The sequence below is a fragment of the Pseudomonas kribbensis genome (genome assembly GCF_003352185.1).
Lineage (GTDB): Bacteria > Pseudomonadota > Gammaproteobacteria > Pseudomonadales > Pseudomonadaceae > Aquipseudomonas > Aquipseudomonas kribbensis.
Genome location: NZ_CP029608.1, coordinates 79,792 through 103,624 on the forward strand (window position 1 = coordinate 79,792; position 23,833 = coordinate 103,624).

A 23,833-nucleotide genomic window follows, 5' to 3' on the forward strand; every position below is an offset into this window, starting at 1 on the left:
CCTTATCCGATGTTCGACAGTTTCAGCAGGTGACGCAGGTCGTTGAGCAGATCCTTGCCCTTCACACTCGGGTCGTAGCGCAGCACGAGATTGCCGTGGGGGTCGATGATCCACAGCTGCGGCGTGGCCTTGTCGCCGGTGGCCTTGCTGAACGCGGCAGCGTCCAGCGGATAACGTTGCAGTTGCGGATATTCGCGAGTCAGCTTGGCTTCGTAGTCGGCCGTCAGCGGTTGCGCGGCGGCGAGGGCATGGCTGGCGCGCCCGGCATCGCGGCCGAGGCCGATCTGGATCTGCCGCGCCAGGTACACCAGTTGCTGGCAGTCCACCGCGCAGTCTTTCGGTGCGGTCACCAGCATCTGCCAGCGCTCTTCGTCCGCTTTCACGCCGAGGTCAGCGCGGCTCTGGCCGTTGCCGATCAGTTCGCCGTGATAGCTGCGTCCTTCCGGGACCCAGAACTGCAACTTGTACATGCCGGTGGCGAGGATCATCGGGCCGACGACGCCGAGCAGGATCAACAGCAGTTGAATGCGCCCGCGGCGGCGACCGGCCGGGGCCTTGGCTTCAGACATGCTGGGTGGATTCATGGCCGCTCCCATGGTGTTTCTCCTTCGCGTTGTGCAATCCGAGGTAGATGTAGAGACCGAACAGGGCGGTGGCCATGGCGAACCACTGCACGGCGTAACCGAGGTGTTTTTCCGGGCCCATGGCGACTACCGGCCAGTCGGCCTGATAGCTGGCGGGACCGGGTTCAGCGCGCAATTCATAGGCGAAGCCGTCGCGCTCGAGGGTTTTCCACAATTTGGCTGGTTCGACGGCAGTGACGGTTTGCGGCCAGGTGCTGCTGACCGGGTCGGCGTGCAACTGGAAGGTCGCGCCGGGGGCGACATACACCCAGGCATCGACATTCACGGCATCGGCCGGTGTCTTGAATTGCGGGGTAACGCGGCGGTCCGGCCACGGCAGCCAGCCGCGATTGACCAGCAGCCACAGGCCGGTGCGCTGATCCTGAAACGGTTGCAGCAATTCGACGCCGACCTTGCCGTCCCGCTGCCGGTTGTCCAGCAGCAGACTGTGCGCCGCATCGAACTGGCCATGCAGATGCACCCGGCGAAAGGCCGGGTCGGTGCTGTGCAGCAACTCGGTGCTGGCCATCGGTTCGGCGGCCCGGCGCTCGGCGTAACTGGCGAGCAGGGCGGTTTTCTCCGCCCCCCGGCCCAGTTGCCAGAAGCCCAGCGAAATCAGCAGCGGCAGCAGCAAGGCGACCACCAGCGTCGGCACGACGCCCGGCCGGAAGCGCTTCATGGCCGCGCCAGAAAAGCAGTGAATGCGACCGCTATACTTGATTGCATCGCCTGTACCCCCGGAGTCTTCCCATGCTCAAAGCAGCTATCGTCCTGATGCTGATTGCCACGGTGATCAGCCTGTTCAGCGGCCTGTTTTTCCTGGTCAAGGACGACAGCAGTTCAAATCGCCTGGTCATCGCCTTGAGTGTTCGGGTGGCATTGGCCGCTTGCACCGTCGGCTTGATTGCCTGGGGTTTCTACAGCGGCCAACTGGTATCCCACGTGCCGTGGTAGCTACAAGCGCCGAGCTACAAGCTACAAGCCTTACCGTTTTGACTTGAAGCTTGTAGCTCGCGGCTTGCAGCTGCTGTTAAAGCACATAAACGAAGATGAACAAGCCGATCCACACCACATCGACGAAGTGCCAGTACCAGCTCGCGGCTTCGAAGCCGAACTGGTGCTCGTTGTCGAAGTGGCCCTTCATGATCCGCATCAGCATCACGAACAGAATGATCGTGCCGATGGTCACGTGGGCACCGTGGAACCCGGTGAGCATGAAGAACGTCGCGCCGTAGATCCCCGAACCGAGGGTCAGGCCCAGTTCGTGATAGGCGTGCATGTATTCCTCGGCCTGCAAGGCGAGGAAGCCGCAGCCCAACAGCACGGTGATCGCCAGCCAGATTTTCAGCGCACCGCGATGGCCTTTCTTCAAGGCATGGTGGGCGATGGTGATGGTCACGCTGGAACTCACCAGCAGGATGGTGTTGACCAGCGGCAGGCCCCAGGGGCTGATGACTTCCTTGGGCGGCGGGAACAGTTTCGGGTCGGGCGTGTGCAGCAGCGGCCAGGTGAACTGGAAGTTCGGCCAGAGCATGTGCGCAATGCCCTTGGTGCCTTCGCCGCCCAGCGCCGGGCCGGAAATGTGCCGCACGTAGAACAGCGCGCCGAAGAAGGCGATGAAGAACATCACCTCGGAGAAAATGAACCAGCTCATGCCCCAGCGGAACGAGCGGTCCAGCTGCGGGCTGTACAACCCCGCGCGGCTTTCCTTGATCACCGCGCCGAACCAGCCGAACAGCATGTACGCCAGCAACAGCCCGCCGACGAAAAAGATGTACGGCCCGTGGGATTCCGGGCGTGCAGCCTTCAGATCGTTGAACCAGGTGGCCAGGCCGTAAACGGTGATGACCATGCCGAAGGTGGCGATGATCGGCCACTTGCTCTGGGCCGGGACGTAATAGTGCTCATGAGTTGCCATTTATTGTTCTCCTTATCGGGCACGCTTAACCGCCAGTGTTTGCAGCCACCGGAGGATGTCGGGCGGTGATATCGAACAGCGTGTAGGACAGCGTCAGGTGCTTCACGTCCTTGGGCATGTCGCGGTCAACGATGAAGCGCACCGGCATCTCGATCTGCTGACCGGGCTGCAGCACCTGCTGGGTAAAGCAAAAGCATTCGGTCTTGTGGAAATACGCCGCCGCTTCGCTCGGGGCGATGCTCGGCACGGCCTGGGCGCTCATCGGCTTGTCGGTGGGATTGCGGGCGATGAAGATCATCTCGTTCACCCCGCCCGGATGGGCCACCAGCTCTTCGCCTTTGGGGTAGAACTCCCAAGGCATGTCGGCGTTGTTCATCGACAGGAACTGCACCCGCACCTGTCGCGAGTTATCCACAACCTGCTCGCCCTCGTACTGCCCGGCGGTCTTGCCATTGATGCCGAACGCCTTGCACATCACGTCGTAGATCGGCACCAAAGCAAAACCGAAAACAAACATCGCCACCACCACGCCCAGCAGTCGGGTCACCAGTTTCTTCAGCGAAATCGAGTCAGCCATGGCGGTGGCCCTCAAGGGCTACAGGGTTCATTTCACTTCCGGCGGCGTGGTGAAGGTGTGATACGGCGCCGGCGACGGCACGCTCCACTCCAGGCCTTCGGCGCCATCCCACGGTTTGGCCGGTGCCGGCTCGCCGCCACGGATGGTCTTGATCACGATGAACAGGAAGAAGATCTGCGTGGCGCCGAACATGAACGCGCCGATCGACGAGACCATGTTGAAGTCGGCGAACTGCAGGTTGTAGTCCGGAATCCGCCGTGGCATCCCCGCCAGTCCCACGAAGTGCATCGGGAAGAACGTCAGGTTCATGCCGACGAAGGACAGCCAGAAGTGCAGCTTGCCCAGGGTTTCGTCGTACATGTGGCCGGTCCATTTCGGCAGCCAGTAGTAGGCCGAGGCGAAGATCCCGAAGATCGCCCCCGGCACCAGCACGTAGTGGAAATGCGCCACCACAAAGTAGGTGTCCTGGTACTGGAAGTCCGCCGGGGCGATGGCCAGCATCAGCCCGGAGAAACCGCCGATGGAGAACAGGATTACGAACGCCACGGCAAACAGCATCGGCGTCTCGAAGGTCAGCGAGCCTTGCCACATGGTGCTGGCCCAGTTGAACACCTTCACCCCGGTCGGCACGGCGATCAGCATCGTCGCGTACATGAAGAACAACTCGCCCACCAGCGGAATGCCCACCACGAACATGTGGTGCGCCCAGACGATGAACGACAGGAACGCGATGCTCGCCGTGGCGTAGACCATCGAGGTGTAGCCGAACAGCGGCTTGCGCGAGAAGGTCGGGATGATCTGGCTGACGGCACCGAAGGCCGGCAGGATCATGATGTACACCTCGGGGTGGCCGAAGAACCAGAACACATGCTGGAACAGCACCGGGTCACCGCCACCGGCGGCACTGAAGAAACTGGTGCCGAAGTGGATGTCCATCAGCATCATCGTCACGCACCCGGCCAGCACCGGCATCACCGCGATCAGCAAGAACGCGGTGATCAGCCAGGTCCAGACGAACAGCGGCATTTTCATCAACGTCATGCCGGGGGCGCGCAAGTTGAGGATGGTGGCGATCACGTTGATCGCGCCCATGATCGAACTGATCCCCATCAAGTGGATGGCGAAGATGAAGTAGGTCACGCTTTCCGGCGCATAGGTGGTGGATAGCGGCGCGTAGAACGTCCAGCCGAAGTTCGGCCCGCCGCCGGGGGTGAACAGGGTCGACACCAGCAACAGGAACGCCGCCGGCAGCAGCCAGAAACTGAAGTTGTTCATCCGTGGCAGGGCCATGTCCGGCGCGCCGATCATCAACGGGATCATCCAGTTGGCGAGGCCGACGAACGCCGGCATCACCGCACCGAAGACCATCACCAGGCCGTGCATGGTGGTCATCTGGTTGAAGAACGCCGGTTCGACGATCTGCAGGCCGGGCTGGAACAGCTCGGCGCGGATCACCATGGCGAACGAGCCGCCGAGCAGGAACATGCAGAACGCGAACCACAGGTACAGCGTGCCGATGTCCTTGTGGTTGGTGGTCAGCACCCAGCGCATCAGGCCTTTGGCGGGGCCGTGGGCGTGGTCGGCATGACCGTGGTCATCGATGACAGCGCTCATGGCCGGTCTCCTTCAAGTGAGTGGGCTTGGCAGGCCGGGGCGCCTTGCCCCGGCCGGTTCACGAAGTACGCAATAGACCGGCTCATTTGCTTTCCGCCTGTTTCAGCTCCAGCACTTCTTTTGGCGTGACCATGTCGCCCTTGTTGTTGCCCCAGGCGTTACGTTCGTAGGTCACGACCGCTGCGATATCGACTTCCGAGAGTTGCTTGCCGAACGCCGCCATGGCGGTGCCCGGTTTGCCGAAGTACACGCGGTGCAGGTGATCGGCTTTCGGCCCGGTGGCAATCGGCGAGCCCTTGAGCGCCGGGAACATCGGCGGCAGGCCCTGGCCTTCGGCCTGGTGACAGGCGACGCAAGTGGTGTGGTAGATCTTGTCGCCGCGCTCCTTGAGCTCGTCGAGGGTCCATTCCTTGCTGGTCAGCTCCTTGAGCTGCGCAGCCTCGGCCTTGCGGTCGGCCAGCCATTTTTCGTAGTCGGCCTTTTCCTTGACGTCGACTACGATCGGCATGAAGCCGTGATCCTTGCCGCACAGCTCGGCGCACTGGCCTCGGTAGATGCCGGGCTTGTCGATACGGGTCCAGGCTTCGTTGACGAATCCGGGGATCGCATCGCGCTTGACCGCGAAGGCCGGCACCCACCAGGAGTGGATCACGTCGGCGGAAGTAACGAGGAAGCGCACCTTGGCGCCGATCGGCAGCACCAGTGGCTTGTCGACCTCGAGCAGGTAATGCTCGCCCTTGGCTTCCTTGTTGTGGATCTGTTCGGCGGGGGTGGCCAGGTTGCTGAAGAACTCGACGTCCTGGCCCAGGTATTTGTAGTGCCACTTCCACTGATAGCCGGTGATCTGGATATCGATATCCGGCTCACTGGTGTCGTACATGCGGATCAGCGTGGCGGTCGCCGGAACGGCCATCGCCACCAGGATCAGCAGCGGGACGACGGTCCAGAGAATTTCGACGGTGGTGCTTTCGTGGAATTTTGCGGCGACCTGCCCGGTAGAACGGCGGTGCACCATCATCGACCAGAACATGGCGCCGAAGACGATGATCCCGATCACCACACAGATCCAGAAAATGGTCATGTGCAGGTCGAATACTGCGTGACTGATTTCAGTCGCTCCAGGCGCCATATTCACAGTCCAGGCGGCATTGGCCTGGCTGAAAATCGACCACAACAGGAGGCCCATCCAGACGTGTGGATGTCGCATCATTGCGGGTTCCCCTTATCGTTCTTGTTATCCCGCCGGCTTTCGCCTGCGGCAAGGGAGCGGCTGCATCAGACTACGAACTTGAATCGCCGGGCCTTGCTGCGGGTGCAGTCGGGCGTCATCAGCTAACTCCATTCAATGGCGAGTATAGACAGCGGCGGAAAAATGCAATGTGCGCACGTAAATCGAATGAAACTGCTGGCACTTGCGTTCCAGGGCACGAATGGAGAAGGATGCAGACGAGTGGTGGCAAACCGATATAACGCAGGTGTATCAAGGATGAAATAATTATGACAAATGCGTCTTAGCATTTTTCGTAAGCCAGCTAAGTTATGTCTTCCCTATTTCATTGCCTTGTTTCCTGGAGTTTTCATGAACACCGCCGCATTGCGCGAGCAGATCCACATAGCCCGACAACACGAGATCGAAACCGGAAAGCTGACCCGTCAGCTCGAAAATCAACTGCAACACCTGCACCCGGCCATCCAGTTGCCGGAAACCGACGCCAACGGCGTGCTGACGCGTTTTGTCGCCGCCTACATCGATGAAGTGCCAGACCTGCTGGATGCAGCCAATGAAGTCGCCAGGGAAGCGGGAATCGAGTCACAGATCAAACCGGTGCTGAAAATCGCCGAACAGTACTTTCTCCAGCCGCCGGTCGGCCTGGACAGTCTGCTGGACGAGGCCTATCTGGCCCACCGCTTTGTCGAAGAGGTCAACGACCTGTACATCAAGCATTTCGGCCAGCCACTGATCCCCCTGGACATGACGGTCGCCAATCTGATTGCTCACCAGTTGCTCGGTGAGGAATTTGCCAATCAACTTGATGAAGTGGTCCACCACGCAGTGGACAGCATGCTCGACGACGACAGCTTTGCGCTGGAGTCGGTGGAAGCCTACCGCGAAAAACTCAGCAGCCCGGACACCGGTGCGGCGTGGAAACGCTGGCCGTGCATGAGTCGCCGTCTGGGCGTGGGCCTGGAACTGGATCAGCCTGCGGCTTGATCTCGGCGCAAACGATTGGGGGAACAGATTGCTCTGTTCCCCCAGGTTTTTTCTAGCCTGCCGCACCGATGCCGGTGGTGGTGCGGATCCTTCCCTCAAGCCTGCGTTTCAGTCCGCGCGACTCGATCAACAGCTTCGAACCCTTGGCCGCATTGGCCCGGCCCCACTCTTCCAGCAATTCCAGACAGGAATGGTCGATATAGCTCAGGTTGTTGAGCGGCACATGAACCGTCGTGCCCGGTGGAATGCTGCCCAGCACCTGAGTCAGCGCTGGCACCTTGAGGAATGTCGCCGCGCCCACCAGGCGCAATTCCATTTCCCCCTCCTGTGGCAGATCGATCAGGCTGATTTTCAGTCGCGAAGCCTTGAAGGCCAGTTTCACCAGGGTCAGGCCGAAACCGATCAGCACACCGGTCAACAGGTCGGTGAAAATGATTGCCAGCGCTGTCGCCGCGTAGGTGAACATCGGCATCCGGCCATAACGCCCCAGGCCACGAAACGCCTTGAGATCCACCAGTTTGAAACCGGTGTAGACCAGCACCCCGGCCAGACTCGCCACCGGAATGCTTTGCAGCAGACTCGACAGCAACAGCACGAAGGCCAGCAGCCACAGGCCATGGAAAATCGTCGAGTAGCGCGTGGTCGCACCGGCCTGGACGTTGGCCGAACTGCGCACGATCACCCCGGTCATCGGCAACGCGCCCACCAGACCGCAGAGCATGTTGCCGACCCCTTGCGCCGACAGTTCACGGTCGAAATCCGAACGCGGACCGCTGTGCATACGATCCACCGCCGCGGCGGACAGCAGGGTTTCGGCGCTGGCGATGAACGCCACGGCGAACGCGGCGATCAGCAGCGTCGGGTCGGCCAGGCTCAGCAGGTCCGCCGGCTTCAGCCAGTCGATGGCTTCGGCCAGATTCGCCGGTACTTCAACCCGTTTGACCTGCAATGCCAGCAGCAGACTGGCGCCGGTCGCCAGCCCGACACCGAGCAGCGCGCCGGGAATGAAACGCAGCGAGTGCGGGCGGAATTTCTCCCACAGCCACATCACGGCGATGGTTGACAATCCGAGCAACCCGGCCTGCCAGCCAAAGGACGGCAAAGCCTGCGCCACTGCGCCGGGGAACGCTGTCAGGTTGTCCAGCCCGGAGGGTTTTGGCGCGGCATCCAGCATCACGTGCACTTGCGAGAGCACGATCAGCACGCCGATCCCCGCGAGCATCCCGTAGACCACCGCTGGCGCTGTGACCCGGAACCAGCAACCGAGCTTCAGACGCCCGGCCAGCAGTTGCAGAAAACCGGCGAGTAGCAGGATCGGCCCGAGCATCTCGATCCCGTGCTGGCGCACCAGCTCGAACACCAGTACCGCCAGCCCCGCCGCCGGCCCGCTGACCTGCAACGGCGACCCCGCCAGCCAACCCACTACCAGACCACCGATGATCCCGGTAATCAGGCCTTTGGCCGGTGGCAACCCTGAAGCAATCGCAATGCCCATGCACAGTGGCAGGGCGACCAGAAACACAACCACCGAAGCCAGCAGCTCCCGTGGCAACACCGCTTTCAATTGAGCCGCACGCATGATGACTCTCCCGAAGTTTTCTTCAGGCGTGGCGAAGCCGGGTCGCTTGAACAGCGACCGGCGTCAGACCACACGGATTTTTAGGAGGATTCAGAAGCGCGCTTTGGGCGTCGCCACCGGAATCGGATGGCTGCCGTCGAGCGGCAGGAAGCGTCCCTGATCCGCGTCGTAAGCTTTGATTTCACTGGTTTCGATGTTGTAGACCCAGCCATGGATGAACAGATGACCGTTCGCCATGCGCGAGGCTACCGAAGGATGGGTACGCAAGTGCTGCAGTTGGGCGATGACGTTTTCCTCGGTGAGGATCGGCATGCTCTCTTTTTCGTCGGTGCAGTTGCAGTTGTCATGCACCATGGTTTTCGCGACTTCGGCGTGGCGCAGCCAGGCTTTGACCGTCGGCATCTTTTCCAGGCTGCCCGGGTTGAGCACCGCGCGCATGGCGCCGCAATCGGAGTGGCCGCAAATGATGATGTGTTGCACGCCAAGGGCCAGGACCGCGTATTCGATGGCGGTGGAAACGCCGCCGTTCATCTGGCCGTAGGGGGGAACCACGTTGCCGACGTTACGGGTCACGAACAGATCGCCGGGAGAGCTCTGGGTGATCAGTTCGGGAACGATGCGCGAGTCGGCGCAGGTGATGAACATCGCCCGTGGCGACTGGGCCGTGGCGAGTTTCTTGAAGAGTTCTTCCTGCTGCGGGAAGACCTCATGATGAAAATGCAAAAAGCCGTCAACGATATGTCGCAGTGCTGCATCGGCGGAAACCGCCCCAGGGACGGCTTGCGCCGACGCAGCCAACGGCTGTTTATCCTTGTCACTCATGATTCATCCTCTTTGGCGGATTCGGGGAGTCATTCCCGTGTATTCCGATATGAAGCCAGTGGCTGTTTAAAACATCCGGGCCGTCCTGACCCGTCAGTCACTCGATGAACACGGTAACCGCCGAAACTTAACTCAAACTGAATGAAGCGCTCTAGAACGTGTGTTCCAGGTCACAAAAAACGTGACTGGGGTGAACCTGGTCAGTCATTTCCTCCTTAAATCAGCGCCATCTGGCGACCCGGCGGGCAAAAGGCGGTGCAGTCGAGATTGAAACCTTCGCGGCGATTGAGTCCCAGGCGTTTCAATGCCTTGGCGAATCGCTGGGCGAGCAGGTCGGCAAACGGCCCTTCACCGCGCATCCGGGCGCCGAAACGGCTGTCGTACAGTTCGCCACCACGGCTCTGGCGGATCAGGCTCAACACATGGGCGGCACGCTGCGGGTAATGCGCCTCGAGCCATTCCTCGAACAGCGGCGCCACCTCCAGTGGCAGGCGCAGCATCATGTAAGCGGCGCTTTGTGCCCCGGCAGCGTGGGCTTCGGTCAGCAGGCTTTCGATTTCGCTGTCGTTGATCATCGGAATCATCGGCGAACACAGCACGCCGACCGGAATCCCCGCCTCGCGCATCACCCGGATAGCCCGCAACCGGGCCTTGGGCGCGGCGGCCCGGGGTTCGAGGATGCGTTTGAGCTCATCGTCCAGGGTGGTCAGGCTGATCATCACCGCCACCAGCCGTTGCTGCGCCAGTTCTGTGAGCAGGTCGAGGTCGCGCAGGATCAGCGAGCCCTTGGTGACGATGGTTACCGGGTGTCGGTAGCGCAGCAGCACTTCGAGGGTCTGGCGCGTGATTTTGTGTTCGCGTTCGATCGGTTGATACGGGTCGGTGTTGGAGCCCAGATTGATTGGCGCGCACTGATAGCCCTTCTTGCCAAGCTGTTCCTCCAGCACCTGGGCAGCGTTGGTCTTGGCGATCAGCTTCGTTTCGAAATCCAGCCCCGGCGACATGTCCCAATAGGCGTGACTCGGTCTTGCGTAGCAATAAATGCAGCCATGCTCGCAGCCGCGATAGGGATTGATCGAGCGGTCGAAGGGCAGGTCCGGCGAGGTGTTGCGGGTGATGATGGTTTTCGCCGTCTCGAAACTGACTTCGGTGCCCTGGGTCAGTGGCACTTCCTGAAACCAGCCGTCGTCCTCGTCTACCGAACGACTCGGCGCGAAGCGGTTGTGCGGATTGGTGGCGGTACCGCGGCCGCGTGGGGGCAAGAGGCTGGTCATCACGGGTTTCCTTTGACTGTACGTGCATACAGTATCTGCAAGGTTGCGGATGATCCACTACCGTTCGGCCGTCCATCAATAAAACGCACGGTTAGTTATAAGCTTGTTTAGATGTGAAGTTGTAGTGGTGCAAATTAAAGAAACATAAGTCGGCTGTTCGTTTGCTATTCAATTTCGTAGTATTCACCTCGCTTCACAGCACTTGAATATATAAAAGACAAAAGGAATTGATGATGTCGTTTTTTAATTCGCGCGGTATTTTCCTGCAACTGATGCAGCCCGGCCCATCGGAACCCAATACACTGGTTTCCATGCAACTTGCACGTAAGGAACTGGGCTGGGATGCCGAGGCCGGCGAGCAGACTGAAAGGCTGGTTGACCCGATTTTTGTAACCGCAACCTCCAAGGATGGTGGCCATACCTTCAGCATTGGCCGTCTGGAGCACGATGTGGATCGTGACGGTGAAATCGGTGAGCAGGATCGAGCCAAACTGGTTGCCCTGGCCAAAGCCTATGCCAGTATTACCAATCCGTAACAACGATTGAATGAATAACCCCTGCATGATTACTCATGCAGGGGTTATTGCACTTAGTTGTGACTTGTTACTTGTCCAAGGTCGCCGGCTGATGTTGTGTTCATATCGTCGGTACGTAACTTTGCAACATCTTTCGCAGTGACGGCGGAGCCCTTGTTACCCCAACTTCCACGAATAAAACTCACCACATCCGCCACTTCCTGATCCGACAGACGCCAGGCGAAACCCGGCATGGTGAACGTCGACGGTGCCGTGTGCGTCGCAGGCAGGGTGCCGCCCTTGAGCACGATGTGGATCAGCGAGGTCGGATCCTCCGATTGCAGCACCGGATTACCCGCCAACGCCGGGAACACCCGGGTGTAGCCGTGGCCGTCAGTACGGTGGCAGGCCGCGCAGTTGTCGATGTACACCGACGCACCGCGCTGACTGTCGTCCCCATTCCACAAGGCCTTGGCGGCTTTCTCGTCGTATTGATGCGGCTGGTCGGCAGGATCATTGGCCGGCAGCGATTTCAGGTAACGGGCGATCGCGGTCAGGTCGGCATCGGTCATGTACTGCATGCTGTGGGTGACCACGTCGCTCATACCGCCGAACACCGCACTGCGGTCGCTGCGGCCGGTCTTGAGGAACTGCACCAGTTGCTCTTCGCTCCAACTGCCGAGGCCGTCCTTGTGGTCACCGCGCAGGCTTTTGGCGATCCAGCCTTCCAGTGGTGCACTGCCTGAAAGGAAACTGCTGCCTTCGGCCGCGTTCAGGGATTTTTCCTGCATGGTCAGGGCCCGTGGCGTATGGCAGGCGCCGCAATGTCCGAGGCCTTCCACCAGATACGCCCCACGGCTGACAACGGCATCGTCCGACGCGGGTTTGTAGTCCTCGACCTTCGGCGCGAACAGCCAGCGCCAACCCATCAGCGGCCAGCGCATGCTCAACGGCCACGGGATGTCGCTGGCCTTGTTTTCCTGTGCCACCGGTTCAACGCCGTGCATGAAGTAGGCGTACAGCGCCTGCATGTCATCCTGACTGACGCGGGCGTAGGACGGGTACGGCATCGCCGGGTACAACGTACTACCGTTTTTGGCGACACCATGACGCACGGCCTGGTCGAACTCCTCGAAGCTGTAGCCACCCAGCCCGGTGTTGTCCGGGGTGATGTTTGTCGAGTAGATCGTGCCGATCGGGGTCTCCATCGGCAGGCCGCCGGCGAACGGCTTGCCGTCCTTGGCCGTGTGGCAAGCCACGCAGTCCCCGGCGCGGGCGAGGTATTCGCCTTTTTTGATCAAGGATTGATCAACTTCGGCACCATAAAGGGATGCACTGCCAAGCAACGCCAGGGTCGCGATAACGAGAGTCTTCATGGTCATCGCTCCTTAAGCCTGAACCAGCGGGCCGGGGTTTTTCAGGTATTGCTCGCGGATCGCTTTCGCCGACCAGTAGGTCAGCGCAGCAACCAGCCCGGTCGGGTTGTAACCCAGGCCCTGCGGGAACGCCGAGGCACCCGGGACGAACACGTTGTGCACGTCCCAGCTCTGCAAGTAGCGATTCAGCGCGCTGGTCTTCGGATCGGTGCCCATGATCGCGCCACCGTTGAGGTGGGTGGTCTGGTAGGACGCCGTGTTGAAGTGCTCGCCGACTTTCTTGCCAAGCACGGCAATGGCTTTCGGGCCCATGGCTTGGGCGACCTTGCCCATTTTTTCGACCATGAAACGGTTCATCTTGATGTCGTTTTCCTGCCAGTCGAATGTCATCCGCAGCAGCGGCAAACCGTAGGCATCGCGGTACACCGGATCCAGATCGAGGTAGTTGCCACGGTAGGACTGATGCGCACCGTGAGCGTCCATCGACACCTGGTGGGTGTAGTAATCGGCGGTCGCGCGCTTCCAGTCACTGCCCCAGGCCGGGGTGCCCGGCGGGTTGGAGGTGCCGGCAATTGGTCGGCTGCCGGCCTGGTTGACCCACATCGGCGAGCCACCGACGAAACCGTGCGGCCCGTGATCGAAGTTGTCGGCGTTGAAGTCGTCCAGTGCCACACCGTTGCCGCCGGCGCCGATGAAGTTGTTGGTGTGGGTGTCCTTGTCGAAGAACGCCTTGATGGTCGCCATGTTCTGGTAGGCGAAGTTACGCCCGACCACGCCTTCACCGCTGACCGGGTCATACGGCTTGCCGATGCCGGAGAGCAGCATCAGGCGCACGTTGTGCAACTGGAACGCACCGAGAATCACCAGATCCGCCGGTTGCTCGATCTCGCGGCCCTGGCCGTCGATGTAGGTGACGCCGGTGGCTTTGGTTTTCGTACTGTCGAGGTTGACCCGCAGCACGTGGGCGTTGGGCCGCAGTTCGAAATTCGGCAGCGGTTTCAGCGCCGGCAGAATGTTCACGTTCGGCGAGGCCTTGGAATACATGTAGCAAACGTAGCCGCTGCAGAAACCGCAGAAGTTGCACGGACCCATTTGCGCGCCGTAAGGGTTTGTGTACGGCCCGGACGTATTCGCGGAAGGCAGGTTGTAGGGTTTGTAACCGACTTCGGTAGCCGCTTTGCCGAACAGCTGTGCGGAAACCGTGTTCTTCTGCGCTTCCAGCGGGAACGGGTTCGAGCGATCCGGCGCATACGGGTTGCCGCCCTTGCCCTGGCCGACCAGTTGGCCTTTCACGGTCCAGGCCTGGCCGGAGGTGCCGAAGACTTTTTCGGCGAAATCGAAGAACGGTTCCAGCTCTTCATAGCTGACGCCGAAGTCCTGGATGGTCATGTCCTTGGGGATGAAGCTTTTGCCGTAGCGCTCTTCGTAGTGGCTGCGCATGCGCAGCTCGATCGGATCGACGCGAAAGTGCACGCCCGACCAGTGCAGGCCGGCGCCGCCGACGCCGTTGCCCGGCAGGAACGCGCCCAACTGGCGGTTCGGCAGGGCGATGTCGTTGACGCTGTGGCGGATGGTGACGGTCTCTTTGGAGATGTCCTGGAAGAGTTTTTTCCGCACGCTGTAGGTGAGTTCGTCGATCACCTGGGGATAGTTGCCGTCAGGGTAGGTGTCCTGCATCGGCCCGCGCTCCAGCGCCAGCACGTTGAGGCCCGCCTCGGTCAGCTCTTTGGCCATGATTGCGCCTGTCCAGCCGAAACCGACGATCACCGCGTCGACCTTCTTCATTACCGTTGCCATGCTCACGCCCTCTCGCCGCGAATCGAAACTGCCGGGAAGGGGTATTGCTCGTTGCGTTCCACCCAATCCATGAAATCGGCGCGGGCGCCGGGGAAGCCGATCATGGTCCAGCCGACCATGCCTTTATTGCCACCGTGGATCGGGTCGCAGAAGAACCCTTCCTTGGTGTTTTGCAGCAGCAAGCTGAAGAAAATCTTCGCCGGAACGCTGTCGAATTGCGGTTTTCCGGCTTCGAGCTGCTTGAGCAGATCGTCTCGGGTAGCGCTGTCTTGCTCGGCAAATGTTTTACCGTTGAGGGATTTTGTCCACTGATCCGTGGCGGCAATACCGAGGCGATAGATCTCTTTTGGCACCAGTTTGCTCTGCCAGCCCATCTCGGGCGCAGCGTCGGCGTTGAACGGGCCTTGCATGTACCAGAGGGCACCGGCGGCGTACGGCGTGTTCATCTGACGGTCGATGTACTCCGGCACGCCAGCCTCGAGAGCGCCAGGGCCTTGGGCATCGTTGGGGATCAACTGCGCGACGGCGGCATTGATGAACGCCCACTCTTCGGCGGTGAAGTAACTCGGCTGGTAGGCGCTTGCATCTGCGGCAACCGATTTGGCGGGGGCCGGGGCTGGCGAGCTTTCGGGAGCCGCTTGCAGCACGCTGCTGCCCAGGCCGGTGCCGGCGAGGGTGACCACCGGGATCAGGGTCAGGGATTTGCGCAAGAACTCACGCCGCGGGTTGTCTCGATCTTGATCAGACATGGGGTGCACCTCATCAGGCATTGATGGTTATCAGCCGTTTCTGGGGACGGCTTTTTGAGTGGTCGGTTGCGACGTGGCCGGAAATGACCCGGAAAAGGGGGACGCGTCTGCAACATGATGTGACAAATGGTAGCAGCCTAATCAACCGGGTGAACCGATTCAGCCGAAAAAAAGCCCAGGATTGCGACGAAGGAACTCTCCGGCTTCACGTTTCTTTGACAATCGCCTCACAGGGATTTGACTGGACAACCCGCAAGCTGCCGCCCTCACTGACGAATCCCATACGGTCACCGCACAGCATGTCCTTGAAGCGTTTTTCCTCCGCGATCTGTTTCTCGCTGTTTGCCCTGCTCGGTTCGATCCCGGCCCACGCCGCAGATGCGCCGGTTTCTCGCCCTCCGGAATGGGCACAACCGGTCGAAATGAAATACAACTTCTTCCAGATGTCGCCCACGCTCTATCGCAGTGCGCTGCCTGACGCCGGCGCCGTGCCGTTGCTGCAGAACCTGAAAGTGGCCACGGTCATCAACTTCCTGCCGGAAGAGGACTCGAGCTGGTTGAAAACCCCGGGCATCAACCAGGTGCAATTGCCGTATCGCACCAATCATGTCGATGACGCCGACGTCCTCAAGACCCTGCGTGCGATCCAGACCGCCGAAGCCAACGGCCCGGTGCTGATGCATTGCAAGCACGGCTCCGACCGCACCGGCCTGATGGCCGCGATGTACCGCATCGTGGTGCAGGGCTGGAGCAAGGAAGACGCCCTGAACGAAATGACCCAGGGCGGTTTCGGCGAAAGCGGCCACTTCAAGGACGGCGTGCGCTACGTGATGCAGGCCGACATCGACAAGCTGCGTACCGCGCTGGCCAATGGTGATTGCAGCACCAGTGCCTTCGCTACCTGCTCGATGAAGAGCTGGTTCCAGACAGTCAATCTGAAGTAACCCGCCGGTTGATCGGCCGGCCGACACACAGTTCTTCACTGATCGGCTGGCCAACGAATGCCTCCACCGCTTCCAGCAACGGGCGACCGGCCCCGGGCGCAAAGAACGTTTCCCGGAACGCCCGGCCGGTCTGCGCGTTGAACTCCCAGTCACGACTGAAGCGCTTGAACGCTTCCTGCGCCAGCGCCCCTGACCAGACGTAGGCGTAAACCGAAGCGTCGTACTGGGTCACCATGTAATCGAAACCATTGGCGAACCGGTGACTGTCGGGCAGTTGCAGGTGAGCCATTGTTCGCTGCACGTCGGCGCAAACCTCTTCGACAGAACGCCCGTCGCCGTGGGTGGCGTGCAGTTCGAAATCGATGATTGCTCCCATCAGTATCAAGGCCTGTTGCCGACTGGAGTGGGCCTCGGTGGCCGAGAGTGCCGCATCGACCCGTGCAGCGCTCAAGCGCTCGCCAGTCTGGAAATGCGCGCCGAGCCACAGCACGAACTCCCGCGACTGACACCACTGCTCGAACAATTGCCCGGAAAACTCCGCCGCCTCATGCCCCAACTGCTGGATGCCGGACAGGGTGTGATGGGGCGAGCGCGTCAATACGTGCTGAAGGCAGTGGCCGAATTCATGAAAAAGTACGCGCAACTCACTGAGTTCGAGGCGGCAAGGATGGCCGTCGGTGGCCGGTGTGAAATTGCTGTAGAGCACCGCAATGGGTAGCGCCGGTCGGCCTTCGGCATTGATCCGACGATTGCGCAGTGTGGATGTTCCGGCGAAATCAGCAGCGTTATCGCGATGAAACGGGTCGAGGTAGATGTAACCGATGACCTGTTCATGCTCGCTGATTTCCAGCAGTCGCACATCCTCATGCCAGTGTTTCCCACCGACCTGTTCGACGATACGGATCCCGAACATGCGTTCGCAGAACAGACAGAGCCGGCGCAAGGTGCCATCGAACGCGAAGTAGTCGCGCAGGTTATCCAGCGCTCCGGGAAACTGTTGCTGCCGCCATTGTTCAGCGAGGAAATCTTCATCCCATGGCTGGACCCGGTCGATTCCGCGTTGCCGGGCGAAGGCGGCCAGTTGTTTTGCGTCCTGCTCCAGGGTAGGGGTCAATTGCGCAACCTGGCACTCGAGAAAATCCCTGACCCACGCTGTCGTTCCGGCCCTGCTTTTTGCCAGACTCAGTTGCGCGGCGTTTTTGTGGCCAAGCAAGCGGGCTTTCTGTTGGCGCAAGGCAAGCAGCTTCGTCAGCACCGGGCCGTTATCGAAGCGCCCGGCCAGTGGCCCCTGATCGGAAGCGCGGGTCGCGTAGGCGACGCAGCATTCCTCGCGCAATGCACGATTCTCGGCATATTTGAGGATGTGCTGGCAGGTGTTCTGGTCCAGGCGAATCAGCCAGCCATCATGCCCGGCCTCGCGTGCGGTGCGCGCCAGGTGATCCTTCATCGACGGGGACAGGCCCGCAAGCTGTGCAATATCGTCGACCCGTTTGCTCCAGGTTTCGGTCCAGCGTTCGAGCTGGGTCAAAAACACGGATTCCAGGCCACCGATCTCAAGGTTCAACCGGGCCAGTTCCTGTTGTTGCGCGGTGGGAAGGTCGATACCTGACTGCCTGAATTTGCGCAGTATCCGCGTCAGTACGATCTTGCGTGACTCATCGAAATTGGCCGCGATCGAGCTCTGCGTCAAACGCTGGTAGGCCTCGTACAGCGGGCGATTGCGGTTTTTTTCGGAGCGATACTGGTTGATCGCGAGATGAGCCTTGGTGCTTTCCACGAGCCAGTCGGCATCATCGGATCCGACCATGGACAGCGTTTCGAGAATCGACCGAAATTCACTGAGGCGGGCATCGGCTTCGTCGATGCTCAGTACCAGATCGTCCCAGCCAGGATGCTCCAGCTGAGTGGCGAGCACTTGCGCCATGATTCGTCGGTGGTCGGCAATGATGCTGTTGATCGCCGGCAGCAAATGCTCGGCGCGAATCGCCGGCCAGGGCGGCAGGGTCCAGTGTTGCAGGAGGGGATTGGTGTCGGGCACGGCAACTTCCTTCGAGGCATGGCGGAAACGGCCAGCCTACGAAGCAAGTGCGGGGGACAGGTGTTAAACCAATACCACCTTCCACCGGAAATCGGTGGAAGGTGGTGCCGGATCAGTGTTGCTCGTCGGGCTTTTTCTTCAGCTTTGGGTTCGGGAAGAACTGCACCGCCTGAACCGTCTTGTCCGGTGCAGGCTTGAGCGCGCTGGTGTTGACCCGCGTGCCCAGTTCCTTCGGAACTGACAGCCCTTGGGCATTGAGCGTATCGCTGTAGCCGCACGCCACGCATTCGCGGTGCGGAACATCGTCCTCGCTCCACATCATCAGCTTGTCCGGCTCGCTGCACGCCGGGCAGACCGCCCCGGCGATAAAGCGTTTTTTCGTTTTCACAGGTGCCTCACTCATGCTGCCGCGTCCTCACTTAGGCCGCTGTGGCGCAAGAGTGCGTCAATCGATGGCTCACGGCCACGGAAGTCGACGAACAGCACCATCGGCTCCTGCGAGCCGCCGCGGGCGAGGATTGCTTCGCGGAAGGCGCGACCGGTGTCGGCATTCAGTACGCCGTCTTCTTCGAACTTGGAGAAGGCGTCCGCCGACAGCACTTCCGCCCACTTGTAGCTGTAGTAACCCGCCGCGTAACCGCCAGCGAAGATGTGCGCGAAGCTGTTCGGGAAACGGTTGTAGGCCGGAGGACGCATCACCGAGACTTCATCCCGCACACCTTCCAGCACCTGCGCAACGCTGCGGCCATCGCCGTGGGTGGCGTGCAGTTCGAAGTCGAACAGCGAGAATTCCAGCTGACGCACCATCATCAGGCCGGACTGGAAGTTCTTCGCCGCGAGCATTTTCTCCAGCAGATCCTGCGGCAATGGCTCGCCGGTTTCGTAGTGGCCGGAAATCAGCGCCAGGCCTTCCGGCTCCCAGCACCAGTTTTCCATGAACTGGCTCGGCAGCTCGACCGCGTCCCATGCCACACCGTTGATGCCGGATACACCGGCATGTTCGACGCGGGTCAGCAGGTGATGCAGGCCGTGGCCGAATTCGTGGAACAGGGTGGTCACTTCATCGTGGGTCAGCAGCGCAGGCTTGCCGCTGTCGGCCGGAGTGAAGTTGCACACCAGGTTGGCCACCGGGCTTTGCAGCACGCCGTCGATCGTGCGACGACGGTCGCGGGCGCCGTCCATCCAGGCACCGCCGCGCTTGTTGGCGCGGGCGTAGAGGTCGAAGAAGAAGCGGCCGACGTGCTGCCCGTTTTCCTTGATCTCGAACAGGCGCACGTCCGGATGCCAGGTATCGAAGCCTTTCAGTTCGGCGATTTCGATGCCATACAGACGCTGGACGATGGCGAACAGGCCGCCCAGCACTTTGTCGATCGGGAAGTAGGCGCGCAGGGTTTCCTGGGCGACGCTATAGCGTTGTTCACGGAGTTTTTCGCCGTAGAAACCGCTGTCCCAGCTTTGCAGATCGGCGCAGCCTTGTTCGGCGGCATAAGCCTTGAGCTGCTGCAGATCCTGAGCGGCAAACGGTTTGCTGCGCTTGGCCAGGTCGCGCAGGAAGCTCAGCACCTGATCGCTGGACTCGGCCATTTTGGTCGCCAGGCTCAACTCGGAGAAGCTGGAGAAACCCAGCAGCTTGGCCAGCTCCTGACGCAGGTCGAGGATTTCGCCCATCACCGGACCGTTGTCGTTCTGGCCGGCGTTCGGGCCTTGATCCGACGCACGGGTGCAGTAGGCGGCGTAGACTTCTTCACGCAGCGCGCGGTCCTGGGCGTAGGTCATCACCGCGTAGTAGCTCGGGAATTCCAGGGTGATCAGCCAGCCATCGAGGCCTTTGGCCTGTGCGGCGGCAGCCATTTGCGCCTTGGCCGAATCGGTCAGGCCGGCGAGGGCGGCTTCGTCGGTCAGGTGCTTGGTCCAGGCCTGAGTGGCGTCGAGCAACTGGTTGGAGAAGCGGCTGCCCAGCTCGGACAGCTTGCTCTGCACTTCGGCGTAGCGTTTCTGCTCGGCTTCCGGCAGGTCGATACCCGACAGGCGGAAGTCACGCAGGGCGTGTTCCAGAATGGTTTTCTGCGCCACGTCGAAACCGGCGGCTTCCGGGCTGTTGGCCAGGGCTTCATAGGCCTGGAACAGTTCGCGGTTCTGGCCCATTTCGGTGGAGTAGGCGCTCAAGGCCGGCAGGCACGACTCGTAGGCTTCACGCAGTTCGGCGCTGTTGCACACGGCATTGAGGTGGCTGACCGGGCTCCAGGCTGCGCCCAGGCGATCATTGAGTTCGTCCATCGCCAGCACCAGCCCGGCCCACGTCGGGTTCTGGCCCTGGGTCTTGAGGATCTCGGCGATGGCGGCGCGGTTGTCGGCCAGGATGGTGTCGATGGCCGGCTGCACGTGTTCGGCACGGATCGCGGAGAACGGCGGCAGGTCGTAGGACTGCAGAAGAGGGTTGTTCACGCTCACGGTTGCACCTTGGCTGGAAGAAACATGCGCCCATCTTAATTACAATCGACACCCACCGCAGCTATCGGCGACAGAGAGAGAACTAATCGTGTCCCTTCGCAAGTACCAGAATCACACCCCACGCTTGAGCCAAGGCGCTTTTGTCGACGGCTCCGCGGTGGTGATCGGCGACGTCGAAATCGGCGAAGACAGCTCCGTGTGGCCGTTGACGGTGATCCGCGGCGACATGCACCGCATCCGCATCGGCGCGCGCACCAGCGTGCAGGATGGCTGCGTGTTGCACATCACTCACGCCGGCCCGTTCAACCCGGACGGCTTCCCGCTGCTGATCGGCGATGACGTGACCATCGCCCACAAGGTCATGCTGCATGGCTGCACCGTCGGCAGCCGCGTGCTGATCGGCATGGGCAGCATCGTCATGGACGGCGCAGTGGTCGAGGACGACGTGATCATCGGCGCCGGCAGCCTGGTGCCACCGGGCAAACGCCTGGAAAGCGGGTTCCTGTACGTGGGCAGCCCGGTGAAACAGGTTCGCCCGCTGACCGACAAGGAAAACGCCTTTTTCACCTACAGCGCGGCGAACTACGTGAAGCTCAAGGACCTGCATCTGGCCGAAGGCTACGACCAGCTCTGACTTTTCTCTCTACTGCCCGGGATTTTTCATGCATTACCAGACCGTACTGTTCGACCTCGATGGCACCCTGACCGACCCGCGTGAGGGCATCACCCGTTCCATCCAGTTCGCCTTGGCCAAACTCGGCATCGATGAGCCGGACCTGACCAAACTGGAACACTTCATCGGCCCGCCGCTGTTGCAGGCGTTCATGCAGTTTTATGGTTTCGATGAAGCCAAGGCCTGGGAGGCGGTGAATTTCTATCGCGAGCGCTTCAAGGTCACCGGTCTTTACGAGAACCGGGTGTTCGAGGGCGTCACGCCGTTGCTGGAAACCCTGAATGGCCAAGGCCGGCAGCTGTACATCGCGACGTCGAAGCCCTGGGTGTTCGCCCGGGAAATCGCCCGGCACTTCGATTTCGCCAAACACTTCAAGGTGATCTACGGCAGTGAACTGGATGGCACCCGTACCAACAAAGTTGAGTTGATTGCACACCTGATGGCCGAAGAAGGGCTGGACCCGGCCAGCACGCTGATGATCGGTGACCGTAAACACGACCTGATCGGCGCCCGCAGCAACGGTCTGGATGCGGCAGCCGTGGGTTATGGCTTCGGTAGTCATGAAGAGCTGAGTGCTGAAGCGCCGGCCTATCATTTTGAAACCCTGGCCGAGTTGCATCAGGCGTTTTTGCAGCGCTGACCGTCAATCGGAGCGAAGGGCGGCCAGCTCACGCAGGGCTGTCTTTCGCTTGTCAGCCGGTAATCCACCCAATTTCTCCACCTGTGCATAAAACTTCTGCCAATCCCCGCCCACCTGCCTGAACAGGGCAGCAAACGCCGGCACCCACTGGTCATACAACCCGAACGGCAACAATCGCGCATTGTTCAGCGGCGCATTGACCCAGGCGTCGTAGCGTTTGTCCCCGGCCCACTGGCTGTTGCGCATCTCCCGATAGTCCCGGCGAAACCGTTCGAACTCGGCAGTCTTGCGTTCGCGCATCTGCTCGATGGGAATCTGTTGTGTGTACAGCTTTTCCAGCCGGGCACGGGTATCGAGGATCAGTTGAATGAACTGATCGCGGCGTTTGAGCTGGGCATCGTTCTCTGGTGGCAGGCCACGAAACGCCCGCCACTGCCGGGTGCCTTCCTGCTCGACAAAGGTGGCGTAGGACTCGTTGAACTCGGTGTCATCCTTCACATAGAAACGCTGATGGCCCAGCTCATGGAAGATCAGCGTGGCCAGGCGTTCGTCACCCCAGCCCATCATCGAGTTGAGGATCGGGTCATTGAACCAGCCCAAGGTCGAATAGGCCTCGACGCCACCAATCGACACATCCATGCCTTGCAGGCGCTGGATCGCTGCCTCGCCCCGCGCCGCACTCTGGCTGTAGTAACCGCGATAGGCCACGCACCCGGCAATCGGGAAGCAGTGGTTCTGCGGGCTCAGGGAAAACTCCGGGGTGGCGAACACGTTCCACACCACGTACGGCCGGTGGATGTCGGCGTACAGGCGATAGCTCTGGTTATCCGGCAGGTGCAGGTGTTGGCTGGCGAAATCCCGAGCCTTTTGCGATTGGGCCAGGTGGGCGCGCAGCGTTGCGTCGCGGTTCGGGTCGGCAATCACCTTGGCCACCGGCTCCCGCGCCCGCAGCAATTGCAGCTGACCGCTGGCCAGCTGGCTGTAATAGCTGACGCTGGAACAACCGTTGAGCAACAAAAACAACACACCCGGAAACAAAACCCGCAAAACGCGATCAAGTAACCCAAGGCTTGGAAACGGCCTGATCACAATAAGAACATCCCTGGAAAGTCTGATCGCAAGACTATCCCGCCCATTGGAGCTTCGCCATGCGCATCTTGATACTGACGGGAGGCCTGCTGACGCTGGCCGGTTGTGCCGGATTCGGAATGCCTTCACCTGACCCCACGCAAGCCTGGATCGATCTGGACGCCCGGCAACAGGACACGGCGCTGCAAGCGCTGGAAGTCGACAGGAAGGCCGCCGTCGACAAACGTTACTTCGAAGTTCAACCCGGCAGTCATGAACTGAAGGTGCGCTACCAGTTTCCGGTGGAGGCAACCAACATCGGCCCGGACGCCGAGCCCCTGTGGCGCGATTGCCAGTTGAGCCTGAAATTCACGGACTTCAACGCCGGCCAGCGCTATCAACTCCAGGCCGGCAATATCGGTTTCCGGCCGTGGGCCAAGCTCTATGACCAGCAGAAAAATGTAGTCGGCCAGGGCAAACCGGCAGGCTGTCAGCGCACCTGATCGGCGTTATGCTGGATGTCCGAATCCACGGACATTCATCATGCGCAAGTCAATGCTGTTGCTGGTGGCCGGTGTGCTCGCCGGTTGTCAGACGCCGATGCCCCCGGTCGACCCCAACATGGCCTGGGTCGAGTTCTCGACGCCGACCCCGGGCGGAAAACTGTTGATGGCCGAACGTCTCGACAAGCAACGCCTGACTGACGGACGTTTTTTTCAGGTAACGCCCGGCAGCCATGAGTTGCTGGTGCGTTTCGATTTCGAGGCGCCCGGTGGAGGAGCTGGCATGTTGAACGACCCTGTGGAGCGCCTGTGCTACCTGACCATCCGCTTCGACCATTTCGAAGCGGGTCAGCGGTACGTGCTGGAGGGTCGCTCCCTGATGTTTACGCCCAGTGCCCGGCTGTATAACGCCAAGCGGGAAATCGTCGCCGAGGATCGCGACACCTATTGCGCCATCTAG

At 60.8% G+C, this 23,833-nt stretch carries 24 protein-coding genes; 8 read left to right on the top strand and 16 right to left on the bottom strand.

Features of this window, described 5'->3' with window-relative positions; genetic code table 11:
• Nucleotides 1-2 precede the first annotated feature (2 nt).
• Nucleotides 3-596, bottom strand: a complete 594-nt coding sequence (locus tag DLD99_RS00380) for a hypothetical protein (protein WP_114880894.1) — start codon at nucleotides 594-596, stop codon at nucleotides 3-5.
• Nucleotides 562-1,302: an SURF1 family protein gene (locus tag DLD99_RS00385; RefSeq protein ID WP_114880895.1), complete on the bottom strand. Its 741-nt coding sequence runs from the start codon at nucleotides 1,300-1,302 to the stop codon at nucleotides 562-564. The genes DLD99_RS00380 and DLD99_RS00385 overlap by 35 nt, the downstream gene beginning before the upstream one ends.
• 71 nt (nucleotides 1,303-1,373) lie before the next feature.
• Between DLD99_RS00385 and DLD99_RS00390 the strand changes: the two genes are divergently transcribed.
• Entirely contained in the window at nucleotides 1,374-1,577 is a 204-nt protein-coding gene (locus tag DLD99_RS00390; protein WP_114880896.1) for a twin transmembrane helix small protein, read from the top strand.
• Nucleotides 1,578-1,653: 76 nt separating this feature from the next.
• Here the strand turns inward: DLD99_RS00390 and DLD99_RS00395 are convergent, their stop codons facing one another.
• From DLD99_RS00395 to coxB, 4 genes are all read right to left on the bottom strand, one after another.
• Complete coding sequence (locus DLD99_RS00395) at nucleotides 1,654-2,541, bottom strand: cytochrome c oxidase subunit 3 (RefSeq protein WP_085713030.1); 888 nt, start codon at nucleotides 2,539-2,541, stop codon at nucleotides 1,654-1,656.
• 25 nt (nucleotides 2,542-2,566) lie between these two features.
• Nucleotides 2,567-3,118 (bottom strand): cytochrome c oxidase assembly protein, encoded by a 552-nt coding sequence (locus DLD99_RS00400; RefSeq protein ID WP_085713029.1) that lies wholly within the window; start codon nucleotides 3,116-3,118, stop codon nucleotides 2,567-2,569.
• A 27-nt stretch (nucleotides 3,119-3,145) separates the two neighbouring features.
• A complete protein-coding gene (gene ctaD, locus DLD99_RS00405; protein WP_114880897.1) occupies nucleotides 3,146-4,732 on the bottom strand; it encodes a cytochrome c oxidase subunit I in 1,587 nt (528 codons plus the stop codon).
• Nucleotides 4,733-4,814: 82 nt separating this feature from the next.
• The gene (gene coxB, locus DLD99_RS00410) at nucleotides 4,815-5,942 is read right to left on the bottom strand and encodes a cytochrome c oxidase subunit II (RefSeq protein ID WP_085713027.1); all 1,128 of its coding nucleotides are present in this window, start codon (nucleotides 5,940-5,942) and stop codon (nucleotides 4,815-4,817) included.
• 369 nt (nucleotides 5,943-6,311) lie between these two features.
• Between coxB and DLD99_RS00415 the strand changes: the two genes are divergently transcribed.
• Nucleotides 6,312-6,944, top strand: coding sequence for a hypothetical protein (locus DLD99_RS00415; RefSeq protein WP_065260651.1), 633 nt, complete (start codon nucleotides 6,312-6,314; stop codon nucleotides 6,942-6,944).
• A gap of 52 nt (nucleotides 6,945-6,996) precedes the next feature.
• Here the strand turns inward: DLD99_RS00415 and DLD99_RS00420 are convergent, their stop codons facing one another.
• The 3 genes from DLD99_RS00420 to DLD99_RS00430 form a co-directional block, all read right to left on the bottom strand.
• Nucleotides 6,997-8,523, bottom strand: a complete 1,527-nt coding sequence (locus DLD99_RS00420) for a SulP family inorganic anion transporter (RefSeq protein WP_114880898.1) — start codon at nucleotides 8,521-8,523, stop codon at nucleotides 6,997-6,999.
• Between the two features lie 90 nt (nucleotides 8,524-8,613).
• On the bottom strand, nucleotides 8,614-9,345 hold the full coding sequence (locus DLD99_RS00425) for a carbonic anhydrase (RefSeq protein ID WP_114880899.1): 732 nt from the start codon (nucleotides 9,343-9,345) through the stop codon (nucleotides 8,614-8,616).
• Nucleotides 9,346-9,560: 215 nt separating this feature from the next.
• Complete coding sequence (locus DLD99_RS00430; RefSeq protein WP_114880900.1) at nucleotides 9,561-10,619, bottom strand: PA0069 family radical SAM protein; 1,059 nt, start codon at nucleotides 10,617-10,619, stop codon at nucleotides 9,561-9,563.
• Between the two features lie 233 nt (nucleotides 10,620-10,852).
• Here DLD99_RS00430 and DLD99_RS00435 point away from each other — a divergent pair, with 233 nt between their 5' ends.
• Complete coding sequence (locus DLD99_RS00435; protein WP_114880901.1) at nucleotides 10,853-11,155, top strand: hypothetical protein; 303 nt, start codon at nucleotides 10,853-10,855, stop codon at nucleotides 11,153-11,155.
• Between the two features lie 53 nt (nucleotides 11,156-11,208).
• Here DLD99_RS00435 and DLD99_RS00440 read toward each other — a convergent pair whose 3' ends face one another.
• From DLD99_RS00440 to DLD99_RS00450, 3 genes are read right to left on the bottom strand one after another with little or no spacing between them, the layout of a single operon-like run.
• The gene (locus tag DLD99_RS00440) at nucleotides 11,209-12,510 is read right to left on the bottom strand and encodes a c-type cytochrome (RefSeq protein ID WP_114880902.1); all 1,302 of its coding nucleotides are present in this window, start codon (nucleotides 12,508-12,510) and stop codon (nucleotides 11,209-11,211) included.
• 12 nt (nucleotides 12,511-12,522) lie between these two features.
• Entirely contained in the window at nucleotides 12,523-14,307 is a 1,785-nt protein-coding gene (locus tag DLD99_RS00445; protein WP_096822445.1) for a GMC family oxidoreductase, read from the bottom strand.
• A gap of 2 nt (nucleotides 14,308-14,309) precedes the next feature.
• Nucleotides 14,310-15,056 carry a gluconate 2-dehydrogenase subunit 3 family protein gene (locus DLD99_RS00450; RefSeq protein WP_114880903.1) on the bottom strand — a complete coding sequence of 249 codons (747 nt, stop codon included), beginning with the start codon at nucleotides 15,054-15,056 and terminating at the stop codon, nucleotides 14,310-14,312.
• A gap of 299 nt (nucleotides 15,057-15,355) precedes the next feature.
• Here DLD99_RS00450 and DLD99_RS00455 point away from each other — a divergent pair, with 299 nt between their 5' ends.
• On the top strand, nucleotides 15,356-16,000 hold the full coding sequence (locus DLD99_RS00455; protein WP_114880904.1) for a dual specificity protein phosphatase family protein: 645 nt from the start codon (nucleotides 15,356-15,358) through the stop codon (nucleotides 15,998-16,000).
• On the opposite strand, the gene DLD99_RS00460 is transcribed toward DLD99_RS00455, so the two are convergent.
• The 3 genes from DLD99_RS00460 to prlC all read right to left on the bottom strand — a co-directional run bounded on the left by DLD99_RS00460 (nucleotide 15,987) and on the right by prlC (nucleotide 20,489).
• Nucleotides 15,987-18,038 (bottom strand): M3 family metallopeptidase, encoded by a 2,052-nt coding sequence (locus tag DLD99_RS00460; RefSeq protein WP_114880905.1) that lies wholly within the window; start codon nucleotides 18,036-18,038, stop codon nucleotides 15,987-15,989. The genes DLD99_RS00455 and DLD99_RS00460 overlap by 14 nt on opposite strands.
• A 112-nt stretch (nucleotides 18,039-18,150) precedes the next feature.
• Nucleotides 18,151-18,441 carry a YheV family putative zinc ribbon protein gene (locus DLD99_RS00465; RefSeq protein ID WP_007953955.1) on the bottom strand — a complete coding sequence of 97 codons (291 nt, stop codon included), beginning with the start codon at nucleotides 18,439-18,441 and terminating at the stop codon, nucleotides 18,151-18,153.
• Complete coding sequence (gene prlC / locus DLD99_RS00470; RefSeq protein WP_114880906.1) at nucleotides 18,438-20,489, bottom strand: oligopeptidase A; 2,052 nt, start codon at nucleotides 20,487-20,489, stop codon at nucleotides 18,438-18,440. Before prlC ends, DLD99_RS00465 begins: the two co-directional genes overlap by 4 nt.
• An 88-nt stretch (nucleotides 20,490-20,577) precedes the next feature.
• On the opposite strand from prlC, the gene DLD99_RS00475 reads away from it, so the two are divergent.
• Both DLD99_RS00475 and DLD99_RS00480 read left to right on the top strand, forming a co-directional pair.
• Nucleotides 20,578-21,123, top strand: coding sequence for a gamma carbonic anhydrase family protein (locus tag DLD99_RS00475; protein WP_064379538.1), 546 nt, complete (start codon nucleotides 20,578-20,580; stop codon nucleotides 21,121-21,123).
• Nucleotides 21,124-21,151: 28 nt separating this feature from the next.
• Nucleotides 21,152-21,802: an HAD family hydrolase gene (locus DLD99_RS00480; RefSeq protein ID WP_114880907.1), complete on the top strand. Its 651-nt coding sequence runs from the start codon at nucleotides 21,152-21,154 to the stop codon at nucleotides 21,800-21,802.
• Between the two features lie 3 nt (nucleotides 21,803-21,805).
• Here the strand turns inward: DLD99_RS00480 and DLD99_RS00485 are convergent, their stop codons facing one another.
• Nucleotides 21,806-22,891 (bottom strand): aminopeptidase, encoded by a 1,086-nt coding sequence (locus tag DLD99_RS00485; RefSeq protein ID WP_114880908.1) that lies wholly within the window; start codon nucleotides 22,889-22,891, stop codon nucleotides 21,806-21,808.
• A gap of 59 nt (nucleotides 22,892-22,950) precedes the next feature.
• Between DLD99_RS00485 and DLD99_RS00490 the strand changes: the two genes are divergently transcribed.
• Together DLD99_RS00490 and DLD99_RS00495 are read left to right on the top strand one after the other, a co-directional pair.
• Nucleotides 22,951-23,373, top strand: a complete 423-nt coding sequence (locus DLD99_RS00490) for a PA0061/PA0062 family lipoprotein (RefSeq protein WP_114880909.1) — start codon at nucleotides 22,951-22,953, stop codon at nucleotides 23,371-23,373.
• Nucleotides 23,374-23,413: 40 nt separating this feature from the next.
• Entirely contained in the window at nucleotides 23,414-23,833 is a 420-nt protein-coding gene (locus DLD99_RS00495) for a PA0061/PA0062 family lipoprotein (RefSeq protein WP_085713013.1), read from the top strand.